The sequence below is a fragment of the [Clostridium] hylemonae DSM 15053 genome, assembly GCF_008281175.1.
Taxonomy (GTDB): Bacteria; Bacillota; Clostridia; order Lachnospirales; family Lachnospiraceae; genus Extibacter; species Extibacter hylemonae.
Genome location: NZ_CP036524.1, coordinates 980,892 through 999,055 on the forward strand (window position 1 = coordinate 980,892; position 18,164 = coordinate 999,055).

Consider the following 18,164-nt stretch of genomic DNA (forward strand, 5'->3'; position numbering starts at 1 on the left):
CAATAGAAAAGCGTTAAGCCGTGTATCAGATCAAGATGGTACACGGCTTTCTTTTTCTGCCGGAACACGCGGCCGCTCTGAGGCGTCTCCCCGGACATTGAGAGCGGTTTCGACTTGTATTAAAGACGCGGAGGGCTTACAATATAATCAGCATACCGAAGAGTTTAGAAGAGGGAAAATTATGGCTGCTGATAATATATTTGCAAATGAATTGATGAGAAATATTCTGAACCGTTTATACACTAATATTTTTGTGACAGATGCAGAGACGGACGAGATCATCTATATGAATGATGTAATGAAGGAAACATTTGGGCTGGAACATCCGGAAGGGCATCCGTGCTGGCAGGTGCTGCAGAAGGACATGAAGGCAAGATGCGGTTTCTGCAGGATCGGCGAACTTCTCGGTGAGAAGGACAGAAAGCTGTGTATATGGGATGAAAAGAACGTGCTCTCCGGCCGTGTTTACAGAAACTACGACAGTCTGATCGAGCTTGGGGGGAAGACGTACCATATACAGAATTCTATGGATATCACGAACCGCATGACATTTTCGGATACAGCCAACATTGATGAGCTGACGGAGTTATGGAACAGAAGGGCCGGGAAAGAGAAACTGCGCCAGCTTCTGGAACAGGCGAAGAAAGAAAAAAAGACGACGGTCGTCGCATTGTTTGATATCAATGAGCTGAAGTCGGTAAACGATCGATTCGGTCATCTGGAAGGAGACCGGTTCCTGCGTTACGCGGCAACGGCGGTCCGGGAAGTGCTGAGGGAGAAAGACCTTGCCTTACGGCTGAGCGGAGATGAGTTCGTAGTGGCCTTTTATGCCGAAAGCAGTGAAGAAGCGGACGCAAACATGCACAGGATACAGGACGGGCTGAAAGAGATGGAAAAGCAGTACGGACTATCCTACCGGATGGGCTTCAGCTATGGTCTGATGGAAGTCTATCCGGAAGACAGCTATACTGTCACGCAGATCATTGCGAAGGCAGACAGCCAGATGTACATACAAAAGCGGCGGTATCATATAGAGCAGGCAAAACAGAGGCTGCGGGACATAGATTATGGCAGAGATACCGTATTTCAGTATGACAAGGACCATCTGTACACGGCGTTGACAGCGAGCACAGATGATTATATATTTGTAGGCAACATGAAGACGGGAGTCTTTATGTATCCGCCCGCCATGGTAAGGGAATTCGGCCTTCCGGGGCCGGTATTGGAAAATGCGGCGGCCTTCTGGGGGGAATTGATACACCCTCATGACGAAAGCAGATTTCTGGAGAGTAATCAGGAGATCGCGGACGGAAGGACGGAGTACCACAATATAGAATACCGGGCCCGCAATGTGCGCGGAGAGTGGATATGGCTGCGCTGCAGGGGGAAAATGGTAAGAGATGTCCAGGGGATGCCGGAGCTTTTTGCCGGTTTTATCACCAATCTCGGCAGGAGAGAACAGATAGACCATATGACCGGGCTTTACAACAGGTTTAAGTTCGAGGGAGCCGTAAAGAAACATCTTGTCAGCAGGACGGTGAGTCATGTGGGAATCATGATACTGGACATGGATACGTTCAAGGATATCAATGACCTGTACAACCGTTCATTCGGGGACGAGATCCTTCGCATGACGGCTGAGAAGATCCGGTCTGTGCTGCCGGAAAATGCCTCGGCTTACAGACTGGACGGAGATGAGTTCGGCATAGTGCTGCTGAACGGGGAGAAGAAAGCGTACGATAAGCTTTACACGGATATACAAGAAGAGCTTGAGCGGCAGAAGGAGTGGAACGGACGGAAGTACCACTGCACCGTCTCCGCAGGTTATGCAGTGTACCCGGAAGATGCGGATAATTATCTCGATCTGATAAAATATTCGGACTATGCGCTGGAAGAATCTAAGCGGCAGGGGAAAAACCGGCTCACTGTCTTTACGCGGGATATTATTTTCGAGAGGACGCGGAGACTCAAGCTGACGGAACTTTTGAGAGAGTGTGTCGGGAGAGGCTTTGCGGGATTTGACGTCTATTACCAGCCACAGGTGGAATCGGCCACGGGCAGACTGTACGGGGCAGAGGCGCTGGCCAGGTGGAACTGTCCCGATTATGGAAATATATCACCGGTTGAATTTATTCCGCTTCTGGAAAAAAGCGGTCTGATCGTCGAGTTCGGCAGATGGGTGTTCAGGCAGGCGGTGCTCCAGTGCCGTGAATGGAGGAAGCGCTGTCCTGATTTTAATATCAGTATCAACTTGTCTTATGTGCAGGTCATACAGGATGATGTTGTGGGCTTTGTCGAGTCGGTCCTCTCTGAGACAGGACTGAAGCCGCAGGCCGTGACGCTGGAACTGACGGAATCTTATCTGGCGAAAGAAGATAAGCTTGTAAAGGATTGTATGGAAAGCCTGAAAGACCAGGGGCTGCTGATCGCCATGGACGATTTTGGAAGCGGCTATTCATCTTTGAAGTCGCTTAAGACGATACCGGCCAATATTGTGAAGATCGACCGGGAATTTACAGCGGGCATCACCTCTGATGCGTTTAACATGTCCTTCATCCGGGCCATAACAGAATTGTGCCACAAGGTGGGCAAAACGGTCTGCCTGGAGGGGGTTGAGACGGAGGAAGAATACCGTATGGTAAGCGGCAGCGGCCTTGAGCTGATACAGGGGTATTATTTCGGAAAGCCGGTCAAGGCAGAAGAATTTCCCATTGCATGAAAGAGTCATATATGATAAAATATTGACTTACAAGGTGTGAATGACTAGACTCATTTGCACCTTTTTTAACGCGGTAAACATACATAAGTGAAAGGAGATATACTTTGTTTTCGGTAAACCAATATGTTAAGGCAAAATCGCTGAAAGAAGCGTATGAGCTGAATCAGGCGCGGAACAGCCGTGTCATGGGCGGTATGATGTGGATGCGGCTCACAAATGCAAGAGTACAGACGATAATCGATTTATCCGGACTCGGACTGGACGAGATAGAAGAGACAGACCACGTATTTAAGATAGGCGCCATGTGTACGCTGCGTACGCTGGAGCAGCATGAAGGTATCAGGGAGATGTACGGCGGCGCCGTCGCGGAGGCGCTGCGCCACATAGTAGGAGTTCAGTTCCGCAATCAGGCCACGGTGGGAGGGAGCATTTACGGGAGATATGGTTTCTCGGATGTCCTCACGTGCCTGCTGGCGCTCGACACATTTGTGGAGCTGTATAACGGCGGGACGATACGGCTCTCAGAATTTGTAAGCCACAGGCCGGACAACGACATTTTAGTGTCCGTTATCATCCGAAAGCGTGAGCGGAAGCTGCGCTATGCGTCCGTGCGCAGGACGGCCACTGATTTTCCCGTGCTTTCGTGCGCCGTGGTGACGGGACTTCTGCACGGGGAAGAATACTGGTATGTCTCGGTAGGGGCAAGGCCGATGCGGGCGTCACTGCTCGAAAAGGCATGGAAGATATCCGGCGGCACGTCCGAGGAGCAGATAGCGGCGTACGCAAAAGAGGCGGCCGCGCAGTTTTCCTATGGGAGCAACATGAGAGGAAGTGCACAATACCGCAGACAGTTGGCCGAGATTTTGATCCGGCGGGCGGTCACATCGATTGTAACGGAGGATGAAAAGGAATGATAGTACAGTTTACGTTAAATGGAAAAGAGGCGGAAGCGGATATCCGGCCGGATGCCATTCTTCTGGACGTGTTGAGAGAGCTTGGATGCAGCAGTGTGAAATGCGGATGTGAGACGACAAACTGCGGGCTTTGTACGGTCTGGATCGACGGTGTTTCAAGACTTTCCTGTTCGGTGCTGGCTGCGTCTGTGGAAGGACGTAAGATCACCACGCTGGAAGGCGTTGGGAAAGAAGCGGAGGAGTTTGGGGCGTTTCTGGCCGCGGAAGGGGCGGAGCAGTGCGGATACTGTTCTCCCGGTTTTATTATGAATGTGCTTGCGATGGTGAGGGAGCTCAGCGATCCTTCCATCGATGAGATAAAGGAATACCTGTCCGGCAATCTGTGCCGCTGCACCGGTTATATGGGTCAGCTGCGGGCAATACAGAAGTATCTGAAAGCGAGAGAGGAGGGACGGGCATGCGTGTAGTGAACCAATCTGTGCGGAAAGTAGATCATAAGGCGCTTGTCACCGGCAAGGCTGTGTATACCGATGACCTGGCCCCGAAGGAATGCCTCATCGTGAAGGTGCTGAGAAGTCCCCACGCCCACGCGCTTATCAAAGAGATCGATCTGGAAAAGGCAGGTAAAGTTCCGGGGATCGAGTGTATTCTTACTTATGAGGACTGTCCGGACAAGCGTTTTACAATGGCGGGGCAGACATATCCCGAACCAAGCCCGTACGACCGGCTCATTCTTGACAGAAGGGTGCGGTTCGCAGGTGACGCTGTGGCTATAGTGGCAGGCTGTACGAAGGATGCCGTAGACAAGGCGCTCAGGCTTATCAAGGTAAAGTATGAAGTGCTGGAGCCTGTGCTTGATTTCAGGACGGCAAAGGACAATGGCATTCTCGTACATCCGGAGGATAACTGGAAAAGCCTCTGCCCGGTGGGCGCGGACAATAAGAGGAATCTCTGCGCCAGTGATGTGTGCGCGGATGGAGATGTGGACAGTGTGCTGGACGGATGTGAATATGTCGTGGACCAGACTTACCATACACAGGCCAATCAGCAGTCCATGATGGAGACGTTCCGCACGTATACTTATATCGATGCCTACGGGAGGCTGAACGTAGTCTCCTCTACGCAGATCCCGTTCCATGTAAGAAGAATTCTGGCCAATGCCCTTGATATACCGAAGTCCAGGATACGCGTCATCAAGCCTAGGATCGGCGGCGGGTTCGGGGCGAAACAGACCGTTGTCTCGGAAGTGTACCCGGCGCTTGTGACGTGGGTGACTGGAAAACCGTCCAAGATGATATTTACGAGGGAAGAATCGCTCACCGCCTCTTCCCCGCGGCATGAGATGGAAGTCCGTGTGCGGATCGGAGCGGATAAGGACGGGTTCATTAAAGCAATCGACGTCTATACACTCTCCAATACAGGGGCCTACGGCGAACACGGGCCGACTACGGTAGGGCTGTCCGGGCATAAATCCATTCCGCTTTACGGAAAGGCGGAGGCGTTCCGATTTGCCTATGACGTAGTATATACGAATGTGATGTCCGCCGGGGCATACAGAGGGTACGGCGCCACACAGGGAATCTTTGCGGTCGAGTCCGCGGTGGATGAGCTGGCGGCAAAGATGGGCGAGGACCCGGCTGCGCTCAGGGAGAAGAACATGGTGAGGGAAGGGCAGGTCATGCCCGCGTACTATGGTGAAAAGGCGGAAAGCTGCGCGCTGGACCGCTGTCTTGAGCGGGCGAAGGAGATGATCGGCTGGGACGGGAAATACCCGCGCCGTGACATGGGGAACGGGAAGGTGCGAGGTGTCGGCGCTGCGCTTGCCATGCAGGGATCCGGCATATCAGGCGTCGATACGGCCTCTGTCGGCATCAAAGTAAATGACGACGGATTCTACAGCCTTATGATCGGCGCCACCGATATGGGGACCGGCTGTGATACGATCCTCGCGCAGATGGCAGCAGAATGTCTCGACTGCAGCATGGAGGAGATCATCGTTCACGGCGTGGATACTGACGCCTCCCCTTATGACACCGGCTCCTACGCGTCCAGTACGACCTATGTGACCGGCATGGCTGTCGTGCGCACGTGCGAGACGCTGAGAGACCTCATACGGGAGAAAGGTGCGCAGTATCTCGGCTGCGACGCGGACGATACGGAATTTGACGGAGAGAACGTGATCGATCTGAAGACCGGTGAGATGATCTCGCGTGCCGACATAGGCAACCGTGTAATGTGCAGCAACCAGAATGCACTGTACGCCAGCGAGGCGTTTTCCTCCCCTGTGTCCCCTCCGCCGTTTATGGCCGGGATCGCCGAGGTGGAAGTAGACAAAGAGACCGGACAGGTAGAACTGCTTGACTATGTGGCTGTGGTAGACTGCGGTACTGTGGTGAACCCGGCGCTTGCCCGCGTACAGACAGAGGGCGGGCTGGCACAGGGGATCGGCATGGCGCTCTATGAGGAAGTCGTCTATGGAAGCCAGGGAAAGAATTACAGTAATTCCTTCATGCAGTATAAGATACCGACCCGCCTGGATGTGGGAAACATACGGGTAGAGTTTGAGAGCAGCTACGAGCCGACCGGTCCGTTCGGGGCAAAATCCATCGGTGAGATCGTGATCAACACACCATCGCCGGCCATCGCCAACGCGGTGTATAACGCGGTGGGAGTCCGGATACGGGAACTGCCCATAACGGCAGAGAAAATATACTGGGGAATGCATTAATTTTGAAAGGGGTCAGACCCCCTCATATGAAAGGGGTCAGACCCCTTTCGAAATTCTTGCTATTATCTGATAATTTTGGGTTCCGCCTCAGTATTTACTGAATGTTCATGTGCCTGCGGGCGAGACGCCAGAGCATGTGAAATACAGCGGCGCCGGCCAGGATGGCGGCGATATAGACGAAGATACCGGCGGTGTTCCCGAGGGATGCCGCTATATCTTTAAAGATGACCTGGGTCATATAATAGTGCGGGCTGATATAGAACATGTTGATCGCGCCGAAGCGGTAAAACAGCATATTTAATATCGTAGCTATGATGCACGCGCCGCCGTAGAGGGCGGTACATCTGCCGTAATCTCTCCACGTGCAGCCGCCTTCCACGGCAAGTCCGGCGGTCAGGCCGAGCAGTATGAGAAGGATGTGCCAGGCGAAGGAGTGTACGGTGAGGGGCGGATAAGGGTAGTGGAGCCCGCTCGTGTCAAAGAATGTAAAAATGCCGCCGAGCAGCCCGAAGTCCATGAGGAAGGTGAGCAGAACCTTCCTAAGCCGGACAGACGTTGTCCACGGCAGAATAAGGCAGATGTACATCGGAATGCTGCACAGCTGGAACGGAAAATACCACCAGTAATAGTGGCCGCTGTTTACGATAAAGGTCAGACAAAGCTGTTTCCAGATCTCACTGGCCGCCATTGCAAGTCCGCATATGAGAAATATGCGGTTGAGATGGAGACGGATGTATTTTATCAAAATAGTCACCTCTGATCAGTCATATGTCCTGTCTATTATTATACGCCGTTTTCGTCAGGGAAAACAGATGTAATTTCTCTGGCGTTATGCTATAATACCATTGTTGTCTGCAGGAGAAATATCTGCAGGAGAAAAATGAAAAGAACGAAAGCGGAGTGAGAGAAGATGAGACCAAAAAATGCGTTCATGTTGATTTTGACGGCCTTTATATGGGGGACGGCTTTCGTTGCCCAAAGCGTTGGGATGGATTACCTCGGGCCTTTTACTTTTAACGGGGTGCGCAGCTTTATCGGCGGCGCGGCGCTTCTGCCGTGTATATTTCTTTTGGAGAGATTTAATGAAAAGAACAGCAGTGCGGCGCCGGTTAAGGGAAGCAGGAAAGAGTTGATCGCCGGCGGCACACTGTGCGGTCTGCTGCTTTTTGCAGCCAGCAGTCTGCAGCAGCTTGGGATCCAGTATACGACTGCGGGAAAGGCCGGTTTTATCACCGCGTTTTATATAGTGATCGTGCCTGTGCTCGGAATCTTTCTCAGGAAGAAAACAGGAATCAAAGTTTGGACAGCAGTATTGATAGCATTGACCGGCCTGTATTTTTTATGCATTACGGAGACATTTACCATAGGAAAAGGAGATGTGCTGTTATTTTTCGGCGCGCTTATATTTTCTGTGCACATTCTTGTGATCGATTATTATTCGCCGAGGGTAGAAGGGGTAAAGATGGCGTGTATTCAGTTCTTTGTGTGCGGAGCGGCCTCCCTTGTGCCGATGTTTGCGCTTGAGACACCGAAGGCAGCGGATATGGCGGAAGGCTGGCTGCCTCTTCTTTATGCCGGCGTCCTGTCGTGCGGCGTGGCCTACACCTTACAGATCATAGGGCAGAAAAATGTAAATCCGGCCATTGCCTCTCTGATCCTGAGTCTGGAATCTTGTTTCTCCGTACTTGCAGGGTGGATCATACTTGGAGAGACGCTCTCCGTGAGAGAGTCTGTCGGGTGCGTGCTCATGTTTGCGGCCATCGTACTGGCGCAGCTGCCGGACAAGAAGAAGGAGGAAGTGCAGTATGGATAATGAATTATTGATGAATATGACAGAGTATTATGCAGGACAGCCCAACCGTATCCAGCATTTTATGAAAGTGTATGCATACTCCCGTATGCTCGGGGAGATGGAGGGGCTGGACAGCCGTACGCAGCACATACTGGAAGCGGCGGCAGCAGTGCATGATATCGGCATCCGAAGGAGCGAGGAACTGTACGGGGACTGCAGCGGGAAGCATCAGGAGGAGCTTGGACCTGAGGAAGCAGAAAAGATGCTCACAGGGCTTGGTTACGGCAGAGAACTGACAGAGCGCGTCTGCTTCCTGGTCGGCCGCCATCATACGTATACGGACATAGACGGAATGGATCATCAGATACTGGTAGAAGCTGATTTTCTCGTGAACCTGTTTGAAAATGAAGACGGGATCAACAAAAAGGCCGTGGAAAACGCACTGGAGCGCATTTTTGTTACAAAGAGCGGAAAAGCGGTATTGAAGACCATGTTTCTGGCAGAGTGAAAGGAGAAGAAAAGATGAGATTTGTAATACAGAGAGTATCAGAGAGCACTGTAAAAGTTGACGGAGAAGTTATCGGACAGATTGGAAAAGGATTTATGGTACTGATAGGGGTGTCTGACAGCGATACGAAAGAGACGGCCGACAAGATGGTCAAGAAGATGCTCGGGCTTCGTATCTTTGAGGATGAGCAGGGCAAGACGAATCTGTCGCTTGATACGGTCGGCGGCGGGCTGCTGCTCATATCCCAGTTTACGCTGTACGCAAACTGCAAAAAGGGTAACCGGCCAAGCTTCATCGAAGCGGGTGGTCCTGAGATGGCGGAGGAAATGTATCAATACATTATAGACAGGTGCAGTGAACAGGTGGAAGTGGTGGAACACGGGAGGTTCGGGACAGATATGAAAGTAAGCCTCACAAACGACGGACCGTTTACGATCATATTAGATTCAGACCAGTTGTAAGGATAAAATGGGACGCAGTCTTTTGAAAGGACTGCGTCCCATTTTTGTCAAGACTTGTGACCTCATATAGAACATAATTAGATTTTTAATGAATTATTTGTGAAAAATATTAGATAATTATTAAATAAGTATAAATATGTTGACTTTTATAGTGAATATGAATAATATATTTGTTAGATTTCTAATTATCTGGGAGGAGGTGCGAAATGAATGAAAATAAGGATAATGTACCGGTATATGTGATTTTGCATCGTTTGATCCATATGAGTAAATATCAGGCGTTTAAGCGTCTGGATGATTTTGATCTGAAGCCGAGCCAGGCGGGAATACTGTTTGTGCTGTCCTGCAACGGTAAGCTTTCCCAGCGGGAGCTGGCTGAGAAGATAGGGATCACCCCTCCGTCTATGACAGTTGCGCTGCGCAAGATGGAAAACCGTGGTTATATTAAAAAAGAACCGGACGAAAAAGACCAGCGGATCATAAGGATATTGCTCACAGAAAAGGGTGAAGACTGTGTGGAGGACATAAGAGCTGTGGTGGATAAGATGGAGGCAGTCCTCTACCGGAACATGACGCAGGAGGAGAAAATGCTGCTGAGGAGGCTTCTGCTCCAGATGCAGGAGAATCTTCTTGATTCCAAAGAATTCAAGGGTATGGATATGGCGCTCATCATGGAACGTACACGTCCTACATTAAAAGACAGAATATAAACACGAAAGGAAAGGCATTATATGAGTAAACTGTTAAAATTTTTAAAACCTTATGCCGGCGCGGTCCTGGCCATTCTATGTGTGCTCATCGTTCAGGCATATTGTGATCTGTCGCTGCCGACCTACACTTCTGAAATTGTAAATGTAGGTATCCAGCAGGGCGGTATCAGTGAGACGATACCGGAGGAGATCGGAGAAAAGGATCTTGATAAGCTGCTGCTGTTTGTGGCATCTGACAGACAGGATACCGTCAGAGACGCATATGAAGTAAGCAAAAAGGAATACGACTACGACGGAAAAGTATATACGTTGAAAAAATCGGTCAGAGATGACGAAAAGAAGCTTGAGAAGCTTACCGGGATTCTGGGGAAACCGATGCTTCTTGTAAGCGGTTTTGAGTCCGGCAGTGATATGACGAAGAAAATGCAGGATGAGATGAAGTCCCAGATGCAGAGTCAGATGCAGGCCCAGGTCGAGGCGCAGGTAAATGAGCAGATAGAGGCGCGGACAGCAGGGCAGAATCTGCCGGAAGAGGCAAAAGAGCAGATGAAGCAGCAGGCATTAGAGCAGGCCAAGTCACAGCTTCCGGATGTGGGCAGCATGTCTGTATTTGAAATGTTTGAAAATATGGAACCAGAGCAGAGAGATGAGGCGGTCGCACAGATCGAGAAGAACATGGTATCCATGCCGGAGACGATGGTGGAACAGGCAGCCGCGTCCTATATTAAAACAGCATACGGCAATCTGGGCATAAACGTGGATGACATACAGAATCATTATGTATTATATACCGGCGGGAAAATGCTTGCGCTTGCAGCGCTTGGAATGCTTGCAAGCATACTTGTAGGCCTGCTGGCGTCAAGAGTGGGCGCGTCGGTAGGGCGCGGGCTCCGCGGAGATGTATTTAAGAAGGTGGTCGGGTTCTCCAACGGAGAGTTTGACAAATTTTCTACCGCCTCTCTTATCACGAGAAGCACGAACGACATCCAGCAGATACAGATGCTGTCAGTCATGATACTGCGTATGGTTTTATACGCGCCGATCATGGCGGTCGGAGGCATATGGAAAGTATTTAACACAAATGCAGATATGTCGTGGATCATCGCTCTGGCGGTCGGTTTGATCCTCTGTGTTGTTGTCACGCTGTTTGTCGTTGTTATGCCGAAATTTAAGATAGTGCAGAGCCTTGTTGACCGTCTGAACCTTGTATCGAGGGAAATCCTGACCGGCCTTCCGGTCATCCGGGCTTTCAGTACAGAAAAGTATGAGGAAAAGCGTTTTGATAAAGCAAATATGGATCTGACGAGGGTCAATCTGTTTGTCAACAGAGCCATGACATTTATGATGCCGACGATGATGCTCATCATGAACGGCATCACTGTACTCATCGTCTGGTCCGGAGCGCACAATGTCAACGACGGCACGATGCAGGTCGGAGATATGATGGCATTTATCCAGTACACAATGCAGATCATCATGTCCTTCCTGATGATATGCATGATATCTGTCATGCTTCCCAGAGCGGCAGTATCCGCGGTGCGTGTGGATGAAGTGCTCAGAAGCAGCACGCTCATTCATGACCCGGAGAATCCGGAAGCACTTCCGCAGGACGGCAAAGGGGAGGTTACATTTGACCATGTATCGTTCCGGTATCCGGGAGCGGAGGAGGATGTGCTGCACAACCTTACATTTACGGCGAAGCCGGGAGAGACGACCGCCATTATCGGCAGTACGGGCAGCGGAAAGACGACGCTCGTAAATCTCATACCGAGGTTCTATGATGTGACGGAGGGACAGGTGCTTGTGGACGGGAAAGATGTGCGCAGCATCTCGCAGCATGAGCTTCGCGGACAGCTCGGTTTTGTGCCGCAGAAGGGTATTCTGTTTTCCGGCGATATTGCCTCCAATATCATGTACGGCAACCCGGGCGGCAGTGAGGAAGAAATGCGTGAGGCCGCGCAGATTGCTCAGGCGGCGGAATTTATAGACAACAAAAAGAAGAAATACGAAAGTCCGATCTCCCAGGGCGGAGCAAATGTTTCCGGTGGCCAGAAACAGAGACTTTCTATCGCGAGGGCAATTGCAAAACATCCGAAGGTATATATTTTTGACGACAGTTTCTCAGCGCTCGATTACAAGACAGATGTGAAGCTCAGAAATGCATTGAAAGAAAAGACGGCGGAGAGTACAGTGATCATCGTTGCGCAGCGGATCAGCACGATACTGCACGCGGAGCAGATCATTGTGCTGGATGACGGGGTGATCGCAGGGATCGGCACACACAAAGAGCTGCTTAAGAACTGTGACGCATACTATCAGATCGCGTCTTCACAGCTGTCGGAGAAAGAACTGAGTGAAGATATGAAGGAGGTGGGCTAATATGGCAGAAACAGGACAGACCGGAAGACGCCGCGGACCTATGGGCGGTCCCCACGGCGCGGCGATGGCAGGAGAGAAAGCCCGGGACTTTAAAGGAACTATGAAGAAGCTCATGAACTATATGGGCAAATATAAGATCGCCATATTCTTTGTCTTCATATTTGCCATCGGAGGGACCATATTCAATATTCTGGGACCTAAGATCCTCGGGAAGGCGACGACAGAGATATTTAACGGACTGGTAGGTAAGGTGTCCGGCGGAAGCGGTATTGATTTTACCAGGGTGGCGGAAATACTCATCACCGTGCTCTGCCTCTACGTGGTCAGCGCAGCCTTTTCATTTATCCAGGGCTACATCATGACGGGGATATCACAGAAGATGACGTACCGTCTGAGAAAAGAGATATCAGAGAAGATAAACCGTATGCCGATGAACTATTTTGACAAAATGACACACGGTGAGATTCTTTCCAGAATAACGAACGATATAGATACACTCGGGCAGAGTCTGAACCAGAGTGCGACGCAGGTCATCACTTCTGTGACGACGATCATCGGTGTGCTTGTGATGATGCTCAGCATCAGCCCGCTCATGACGCTCATAGCGCTGCTCATACTTCCGATCTCCATGGGACTTATTTCTGCCATCGTGAAGCGTTCCCAGAAATACTTTAAGAATCAGCAGGAATATCTGGGGCATATCAACGGCCAGGTGGAGGAAGTGTACGGAGGACATAATATCGTCAAAGTATTCAACAAAGAAGGCGACGTCATCGATACGTTCGACGAGACGAATGAAATATTGTACCAGTCGGCGTGGAAATCACAGTTTCTTTCCGGTATGATGATGCCGGTGATGCAGTTTGTCGGGAATCTCGGTTATGTTGGCGTGACCATTCTTGGCGGATATCTGGCGATCAAGAAGACGATAGAGGTCGGAGATATCCAGTCCTTTATCCAGTATGTGCGCAGTTTCACACAGCCGATCCAGCAGGTGGCACAGGTAGCAAATATGCTGCAGTCCACGGCAGCAGCGTCAGAGCGTGTGTTTGCGTTCCTCGAAGAACAGGAAGAAGACCAGACCGTGTCTGATCCGGTCTCTGTAGACGGTCTGGACGGAAGGGTTGAATTTGAACACGTACACTTCGGGTATAATCCGGACCATACGATAATCAACGATTTCAGCGCCAGGATAGAGCCGGGACAGAAGATCGCGATCGTAGGGCCGACCGGGGCAGGAAAGACGACAATGGTCAAGCTGCTCATGAGATTTTATGACGTGAACAGCGGCTCCATCAAGGTGGACGGACATGACATCCGCGATTTCAACAGAAGCGAGCTGCGCCAGCTGTTCGGAATGGTACTCCAGGATACATGGCTGTTCAAGGGCAGCATAGAAGACAACATCCGCTACGGAAGATTAGACGCCAGCCATGAGGAAGTGGTGGAAGCAGCCAAGGCGGCCCATGTACACCGGTTTGTCCAGACACTTCCGAACGGATATGAAATGGAACTGAACGAGGAGGCAAGCAACGTGTCCCAGGGACAGAAGCAGCTTCTCACCATCGCGCGGGCAATCCTTGCAGATCCGAAAATACTCATTCTTGACGAAGCGACAAGCTCCGTAGATACAAGAACAGAAGTCAGGATACAGAAAGCGATGGATAACCTGATGAAGGGCAGAACGAGCTTTATCATCGCACACCGGCTGTCGACCATCCGGGACGCAGACCTGATTCTCGTCATGAAAGACGGCGATATCATAGAGCAGGGGAACCACGAAGAACTGCTCGCCCAGAACGGCTTCTACGCCGAGCTTTACAATTCACAGTTTGAAAGAAGCGCATAGGGACAGGGCAAAACCCAAATGGGGACGGAGGTTTTTTAAAAAACCTCCGTCCCCATTTGGGTTTTGCCCTGTCCCTATTTACGTCTGTATTTTTTTGGCGTATACTTGCAATATAGTACGGGTGAAAGGAGAAGCAAAATGAAGCTTCGTGTTTTGATTGACAACAATACATATATTGACCAGTATTTTCTCGGTGAACCGGCGCTGTCATACTATATCGAGTCGGGAGACAAGAGAATCCTGTTTGACACCGGATATTCGGATGCTTTTATGTATAATGCGCGGAAGATGGGGATAGACCTGGGAAATCTGACGCACATCATCCTGTCTCACGGTCACAACGATCATACAGGAGGCCTGGCTTATCTGAAGGAGAAATTTGATCTGAAGGAGACAGAACTGATCGCACATCCGGCCTGCTTTAATGAGAAAAAGGCGCCGGAGGGAAATATCGGCGCACCCGTGACGGAAAAAGAGATGAGGAGTCTCTGCCGCCTTAACCTGAAGAAGGAGCCTTTCTGGGTGGACGAGGAGATGGTGTTCCTCGGAGAGATTCAGGAAAGGCTGCCGTTTGAGAAGCGTAAATGTATGGGACAGTGCAGAGACGGTGGCAGCTGGGAAGCGGATCATGTGACGGAAGATTCCGCGGCCGTATTTAAGACCCCAAAAGGGCTCTTTATCGTTACAGGCTGTTCACACAGCGGTATCTGCAATATTATAGAACAGGCGAAAGACGTATGCAGATGCGGGCGGATCGCCGGCGTCATCGGAGGGTTTCATCTTTTTAATGTCGATGAAAGGCTGGAGGATACGATACGATATCTCAGACAGACAGATGCTGAAATGCTGTACCCGTGTCATTGCGTCTCCTTTGCCGTGAAGGCAAAGATGAATGAGACCATGCCGGTCCGTGAGGTGGGGACGGGAATGACGATAGAGCTGTAAACGGCAGTCTGGTCAAAATGAAGAAAGTAAAACGGAGGAAGAGAAAATGGATCGGCTGGATCAGCAGTTTGAATTTATAAGGGAAATTGACAAGGAGAAATTTATCGGCAGGCAGACCTATCTTTCTGACGGTTTGAGGAAGGAAAATGATGCGGAACATGCATGGCATATGGCGGTCATGACACTGCTCTTAAGCGAGTATGCCAACGACGAGATCGATGTGCTCAAGACGATATCCATGCTGCTCATCCATGATATCGTAGAGATTGATGCGGGAGATACATATGCGTATGATGAGGAGGCAAAGTCAACGCAGGAAGCAAGGGAGCAGAAAGCAGCCGAGAGAATCTTCGGGCTTTTGCCGGAGGACCAGGGAAGGAAAATGAAAAGTCTCTGGGAGGAGTTTGAGGAGCGAAAGACGCCGGAAGCCCGGTTTGCCCGGACAATGGACAATATCCAGCCGGTGATGCTTAACGCGGCCGCTGACGGGAAGGCGTGGCGGGAACACAAGGTCAGGCTGGAGCAGATAATGAAGCGGAATGAATGCACCCGGACGGGATCGGAACAATTGTGGGAGTATGCCCGGAGCGAGTTTATAGAGCCGAACGTGGAAAAGGGTAATATAGACACGAAATGAATTGTATATAGAGAAATGAAAAACAGCCGGATATGTTCCGGCTGCTTTTATGCAAAGAGAGGTTTGAGTTTATTTCATTGAGAGACCTGTTAAGACAGATTTAACGTGATCTACTTCCTGCTGTGTAGCTTTGGCGGCCGGAACATAGTAACTTTTTTCTCTCGCCACCTGATACAGTTTTTCCTGAGACATTTCGCATTCGTTACGCATCTGTTTCAGACATTGTTTTAACTCTTTGTTTTCTGTCTGGGAAATCATTTCCCCAAATCTTGTAAGTTCTCCGTTTACGCCTGCTAAAGCGTCTGATACCATCGTTTTGTCGTCAAACATGCTGATTTCCTCCTATAAGAATTTCATTAGATCCTGTTTGTTTTTCATTGCTGAATTGGCAGCATCCTGGAACAGTTTCTTTACTTCCGGGTCTTTTGCTTCATTGGCATACTCGGTCATTTTGCAGTGGGATGTGTCGTAACCGCCGATAAGGTGACGTAAATTCTGTAAGTCTAAAACTGATATTTCGGACATTTAATTCTCCTCCTTTATACCTATTGATTCTTTGTTAGTATGTCCTGCTGCGGCAGTATTATACGACGTGGATGACTTTGGAATTACTGGAAAATTTTATGAATTCATGAAAGAGTTTCTGCATGGCAGCAGATGTACAATACATGCATTCGGGATGCCACTGCACGCCTAATCGGAAAGGGTGTGTCACGGATTCCACTGCTTCTATCATACCGTCGGCCGTGATTCCGGTTATGCGCAGATCTTCGCCTACTGTTTTGATACACTGATGATGAAATGTATTGGTATATAAGGATTCCCCGCAAATATTATATAGCAGGCTATTGGAAGAAAGGGTGACTTTATGGCTGACATCTGCTCTTGACTGAGACAGCTGTACATGATTGATAGAAGGAGACGGGCGCAGCGATATATCCTGGTATATCGTGCCTCCTGAAGCGATATTCAAGATCTGCATTCCGCGGCAGACTGCAAGTAGAGGAAGTTTTGAGTCTATGATATGCCGCATCAAAGACAGATGGGACCTGTCCGTGTTCAAGTCTGTATGTCCTCTGTCTGTGAGCAGTTCTTCCCCGAACAGGAAGGGGGTGACATCGTCGCCTCCGCAGAACAGAAAGCCGTCACAGATGTCTGTATAACCGGCGTATGTCTCTTCTTGGGACGTGCACGGCAGCAGGACCGGTGTTCCGCCGGATGCCTCCACTGCATGGATATAAGTCTGCGGCACAAACTGCCGCTCATTCATAAAACCACAGGATACGATTCCGATAATAGGATTCATAAGCCCTCCTTTTCAATGTTTTGGGTGATATAACCGGGATCATTACATTTTTTTCCCGATTGGAGTATACTGATATATAGAAACTTATATTAAAATCTTACATTAGAACGTATGTGAAGGAGACGGTAAATATGAAATTGATCGATATGCACTGCGACACGGTCTGGAAGCTGATGGATCTGGGGGGAGAAGGCGACCTTATGACAGGCAGCTGTGACGTTACGATACCCCGGATGCGGCAGGCAGGTACGCTGGCACAATTTTTTGCCTGCTTTGGCTATCTGGATGATTTTAAAGATAAAGGCGGATACGATGCCTGCTACAGACATATTCTGGATATGGCAGCGTATCTGAAGGAGCAGACGGAGATACATAAAAACGACATTGCGCTGGCAAGGTCCGCAGATGATATATGCAGAAATGCCCGGTCCGGGAAGATATCCGCGGTGCTGACGGTGGAAGAGGGGGGAGTCCTAAACGGTGACCTGGAGAGACTTGATGTACTGTATGATCAGGGCGTACGGCTCATCACGCTCATGTGGAATTATGAGAACTGCATCGGGTATCCGAACAGCCGGGATGCATCCGTCATGTGGCAGGGGCTGAAGCCGTTTGGGATCGAAGTTGTGGAAAAAATGAACGATAAAGGTATGATAATTGACGTATCCCATGCATCCGACGGCACGTTCAGAGATGTGATGGAGTATGCACCGGGAGCGGTCGTGGCTTCTCACTCTAACTGCAGGGCGCTCTGCGACCATCCGAGAAATCTGACGGATGAGATGATAAGGAGGCTGGCAAATGAAGGCGGAATTGCCGGTCTTAATCTGTATGGACCGTTTCTCGGCACGCAGGATGAGTCGCGTCTGGATGAGATGACCGCGCATGTGCTTCACATGATAGATGTGGGGGGCAGCGAGTTCCCGGCCATCGGAACAGATTTTGACGGTTTTGACGGAATGAAGACGCTCGATATACCGGACGCGGGACAGATGGAACTTCTTTGGGAAGCGCTGAAGAAAAAGGGGCTGGGAGAAGACCAGCTGGATAAGATATGGAGCGGAAATGTGCTCAGAGTCTTTAAGAGCCTGAGAGATTTACAACAGTAAATAGTGTGAGTATGTATTTCCAGACAGCCCGGTTAACCGGGCTGTCTTTTTGCGCTGAAAACATCAGCGGGGGGAGAAATGAAGAAAAGGGATCACAACCTTTCAGC

General features: G+C 50.1%; 17 protein-coding genes. 13 read left to right on the forward strand and 4 right to left on the reverse strand.

The window, feature by feature from the left end; translation table 11 throughout:
- Positions 1–178 precede the first annotated feature (178 nt).
- The 4 genes from LAJLEIBI_RS04615 (at position 179) to LAJLEIBI_RS04630 (ending at position 6,361) form a co-directional block, all read left to right on the forward strand.
- The gene (locus LAJLEIBI_RS04615; protein WP_416390386.1) at positions 179–2,719 is read left to right on the forward strand and encodes a diguanylate cyclase domain-containing protein; all 2,541 of its coding nucleotides are present in this window, start codon (positions 179–181) and stop codon (positions 2,717–2,719) included.
- Positions 2,720–2,823: 104 nt separating this feature from the next.
- Entirely contained in the window at positions 2,824–3,633 is an 810-nt protein-coding gene (locus LAJLEIBI_RS04620) for an FAD binding domain-containing protein (protein WP_006441237.1), read from the forward strand.
- Positions 3,630–4,100 (forward strand): (2Fe-2S)-binding protein, encoded by a 471-nt coding sequence (locus LAJLEIBI_RS04625; protein ID WP_006441238.1) that lies wholly within the window; start codon positions 3,630–3,632, stop codon positions 4,098–4,100. Before LAJLEIBI_RS04620 ends, LAJLEIBI_RS04625 begins: the two co-directional genes overlap by 4 nt.
- Positions 4,091–6,361 carry a xanthine dehydrogenase family protein molybdopterin-binding subunit gene (locus LAJLEIBI_RS04630; protein ID WP_006441239.1) on the forward strand — a complete coding sequence of 757 codons (2,271 nt, stop codon included), beginning with the start codon at positions 4,091–4,093 and terminating at the stop codon, positions 6,359–6,361. Before LAJLEIBI_RS04625 ends, LAJLEIBI_RS04630 begins: the two co-directional genes overlap by 10 nt.
- 94 nt (positions 6,362–6,455) lie before the next feature.
- Here the strand turns inward: LAJLEIBI_RS04630 and LAJLEIBI_RS04635 are convergent, their stop codons facing one another.
- Entirely contained in the window at positions 6,456–7,106 is a 651-nt protein-coding gene (locus LAJLEIBI_RS04635) for a TMEM164 family acyltransferase (RefSeq protein WP_040434483.1), read from the reverse strand.
- Between the two features lie 165 nt (positions 7,107–7,271).
- Here LAJLEIBI_RS04635 and LAJLEIBI_RS04640 point away from each other — a divergent pair, with 165 nt between their 5' ends.
- The 8 genes from LAJLEIBI_RS04640 (at position 7,272) to LAJLEIBI_RS04675 (ending at position 15,642) form a co-directional block, all read left to right on the forward strand.
- Complete coding sequence (locus LAJLEIBI_RS04640) at positions 7,272–8,174, forward strand: DMT family transporter (protein WP_006441242.1); 903 nt, start codon at positions 7,272–7,274, stop codon at positions 8,172–8,174.
- Complete coding sequence (locus LAJLEIBI_RS04645) at positions 8,167–8,661, forward strand: HD domain-containing protein (protein WP_006441244.1); 495 nt, start codon at positions 8,167–8,169, stop codon at positions 8,659–8,661. Before LAJLEIBI_RS04640 ends, LAJLEIBI_RS04645 begins: the two co-directional genes overlap by 8 nt.
- Before the next feature lie 14 nt (positions 8,662–8,675).
- On the forward strand, positions 8,676–9,122 hold the full coding sequence (gene dtd, locus LAJLEIBI_RS04650) for a D-aminoacyl-tRNA deacylase (RefSeq protein ID WP_040434485.1): 447 nt from the start codon (positions 8,676–8,678) through the stop codon (positions 9,120–9,122).
- A 206-nt stretch (positions 9,123–9,328) separates the two neighbouring features.
- Positions 9,329–9,832: a MarR family winged helix-turn-helix transcriptional regulator gene (locus tag LAJLEIBI_RS04655; RefSeq protein ID WP_006441247.1), complete on the forward strand. Its 504-nt coding sequence runs from the start codon at positions 9,329–9,331 to the stop codon at positions 9,830–9,832.
- A 21-nt stretch (positions 9,833–9,853) separates the two neighbouring features.
- The gene (locus LAJLEIBI_RS04660; RefSeq protein WP_006441248.1) at positions 9,854–12,211 is read left to right on the forward strand and encodes an ABC transporter ATP-binding protein; all 2,358 of its coding nucleotides are present in this window, start codon (positions 9,854–9,856) and stop codon (positions 12,209–12,211) included.
- A 1-nt stretch (position 12,212) separates the two neighbouring features.
- Complete coding sequence (locus LAJLEIBI_RS04665) at positions 12,213–14,060, forward strand: ABC transporter ATP-binding protein (protein ID WP_040434488.1); 1,848 nt, start codon at positions 12,213–12,215, stop codon at positions 14,058–14,060.
- A 138-nt stretch (positions 14,061–14,198) separates the two neighbouring features.
- Complete coding sequence (locus tag LAJLEIBI_RS04670; protein WP_006441250.1) at positions 14,199–15,005, forward strand: MBL fold metallo-hydrolase; 807 nt, start codon at positions 14,199–14,201, stop codon at positions 15,003–15,005.
- Between the two features lie 46 nt (positions 15,006–15,051).
- The gene (locus LAJLEIBI_RS04675) at positions 15,052–15,642 is read left to right on the forward strand and encodes an HD domain-containing protein (protein ID WP_006441251.1); all 591 of its coding nucleotides are present in this window, start codon (positions 15,052–15,054) and stop codon (positions 15,640–15,642) included.
- A 69-nt stretch (positions 15,643–15,711) separates the two neighbouring features.
- Here the strand turns inward: LAJLEIBI_RS04675 and LAJLEIBI_RS04680 are convergent, their stop codons facing one another.
- The 3 genes from LAJLEIBI_RS04680 to LAJLEIBI_RS04690 are packed head-to-tail and all read right to left on the reverse strand — an operon-like array spanning position 15,712 to position 16,948.
- Complete coding sequence (locus tag LAJLEIBI_RS04680) at positions 15,712–15,972, reverse strand: spore coat protein (protein WP_006441252.1); 261 nt, start codon at positions 15,970–15,972, stop codon at positions 15,712–15,714.
- Positions 15,973–15,984: 12 nt separating this feature from the next.
- On the reverse strand, positions 15,985–16,167 hold the full coding sequence (locus LAJLEIBI_RS04685) for a hypothetical protein (protein ID WP_006441253.1): 183 nt from the start codon (positions 16,165–16,167) through the stop codon (positions 15,985–15,987).
- 58 nt (positions 16,168–16,225) lie between these two features.
- Positions 16,226–16,948 carry a gamma-glutamyl-gamma-aminobutyrate hydrolase family protein gene (locus LAJLEIBI_RS04690; protein ID WP_006441254.1) on the reverse strand — a complete coding sequence of 241 codons (723 nt, stop codon included), beginning with the start codon at positions 16,946–16,948 and terminating at the stop codon, positions 16,226–16,228.
- 131 nt (positions 16,949–17,079) lie between these two features.
- On the opposite strand from LAJLEIBI_RS04690, the gene LAJLEIBI_RS04695 reads away from it, so the two are divergent.
- Positions 17,080–18,057 carry a dipeptidase gene (locus LAJLEIBI_RS04695; RefSeq protein ID WP_006441255.1) on the forward strand — a complete coding sequence of 326 codons (978 nt, stop codon included), beginning with the start codon at positions 17,080–17,082 and terminating at the stop codon, positions 18,055–18,057.
- The last annotated feature ends 107 nt before the right edge of the window (positions 18,058–18,164 follow it).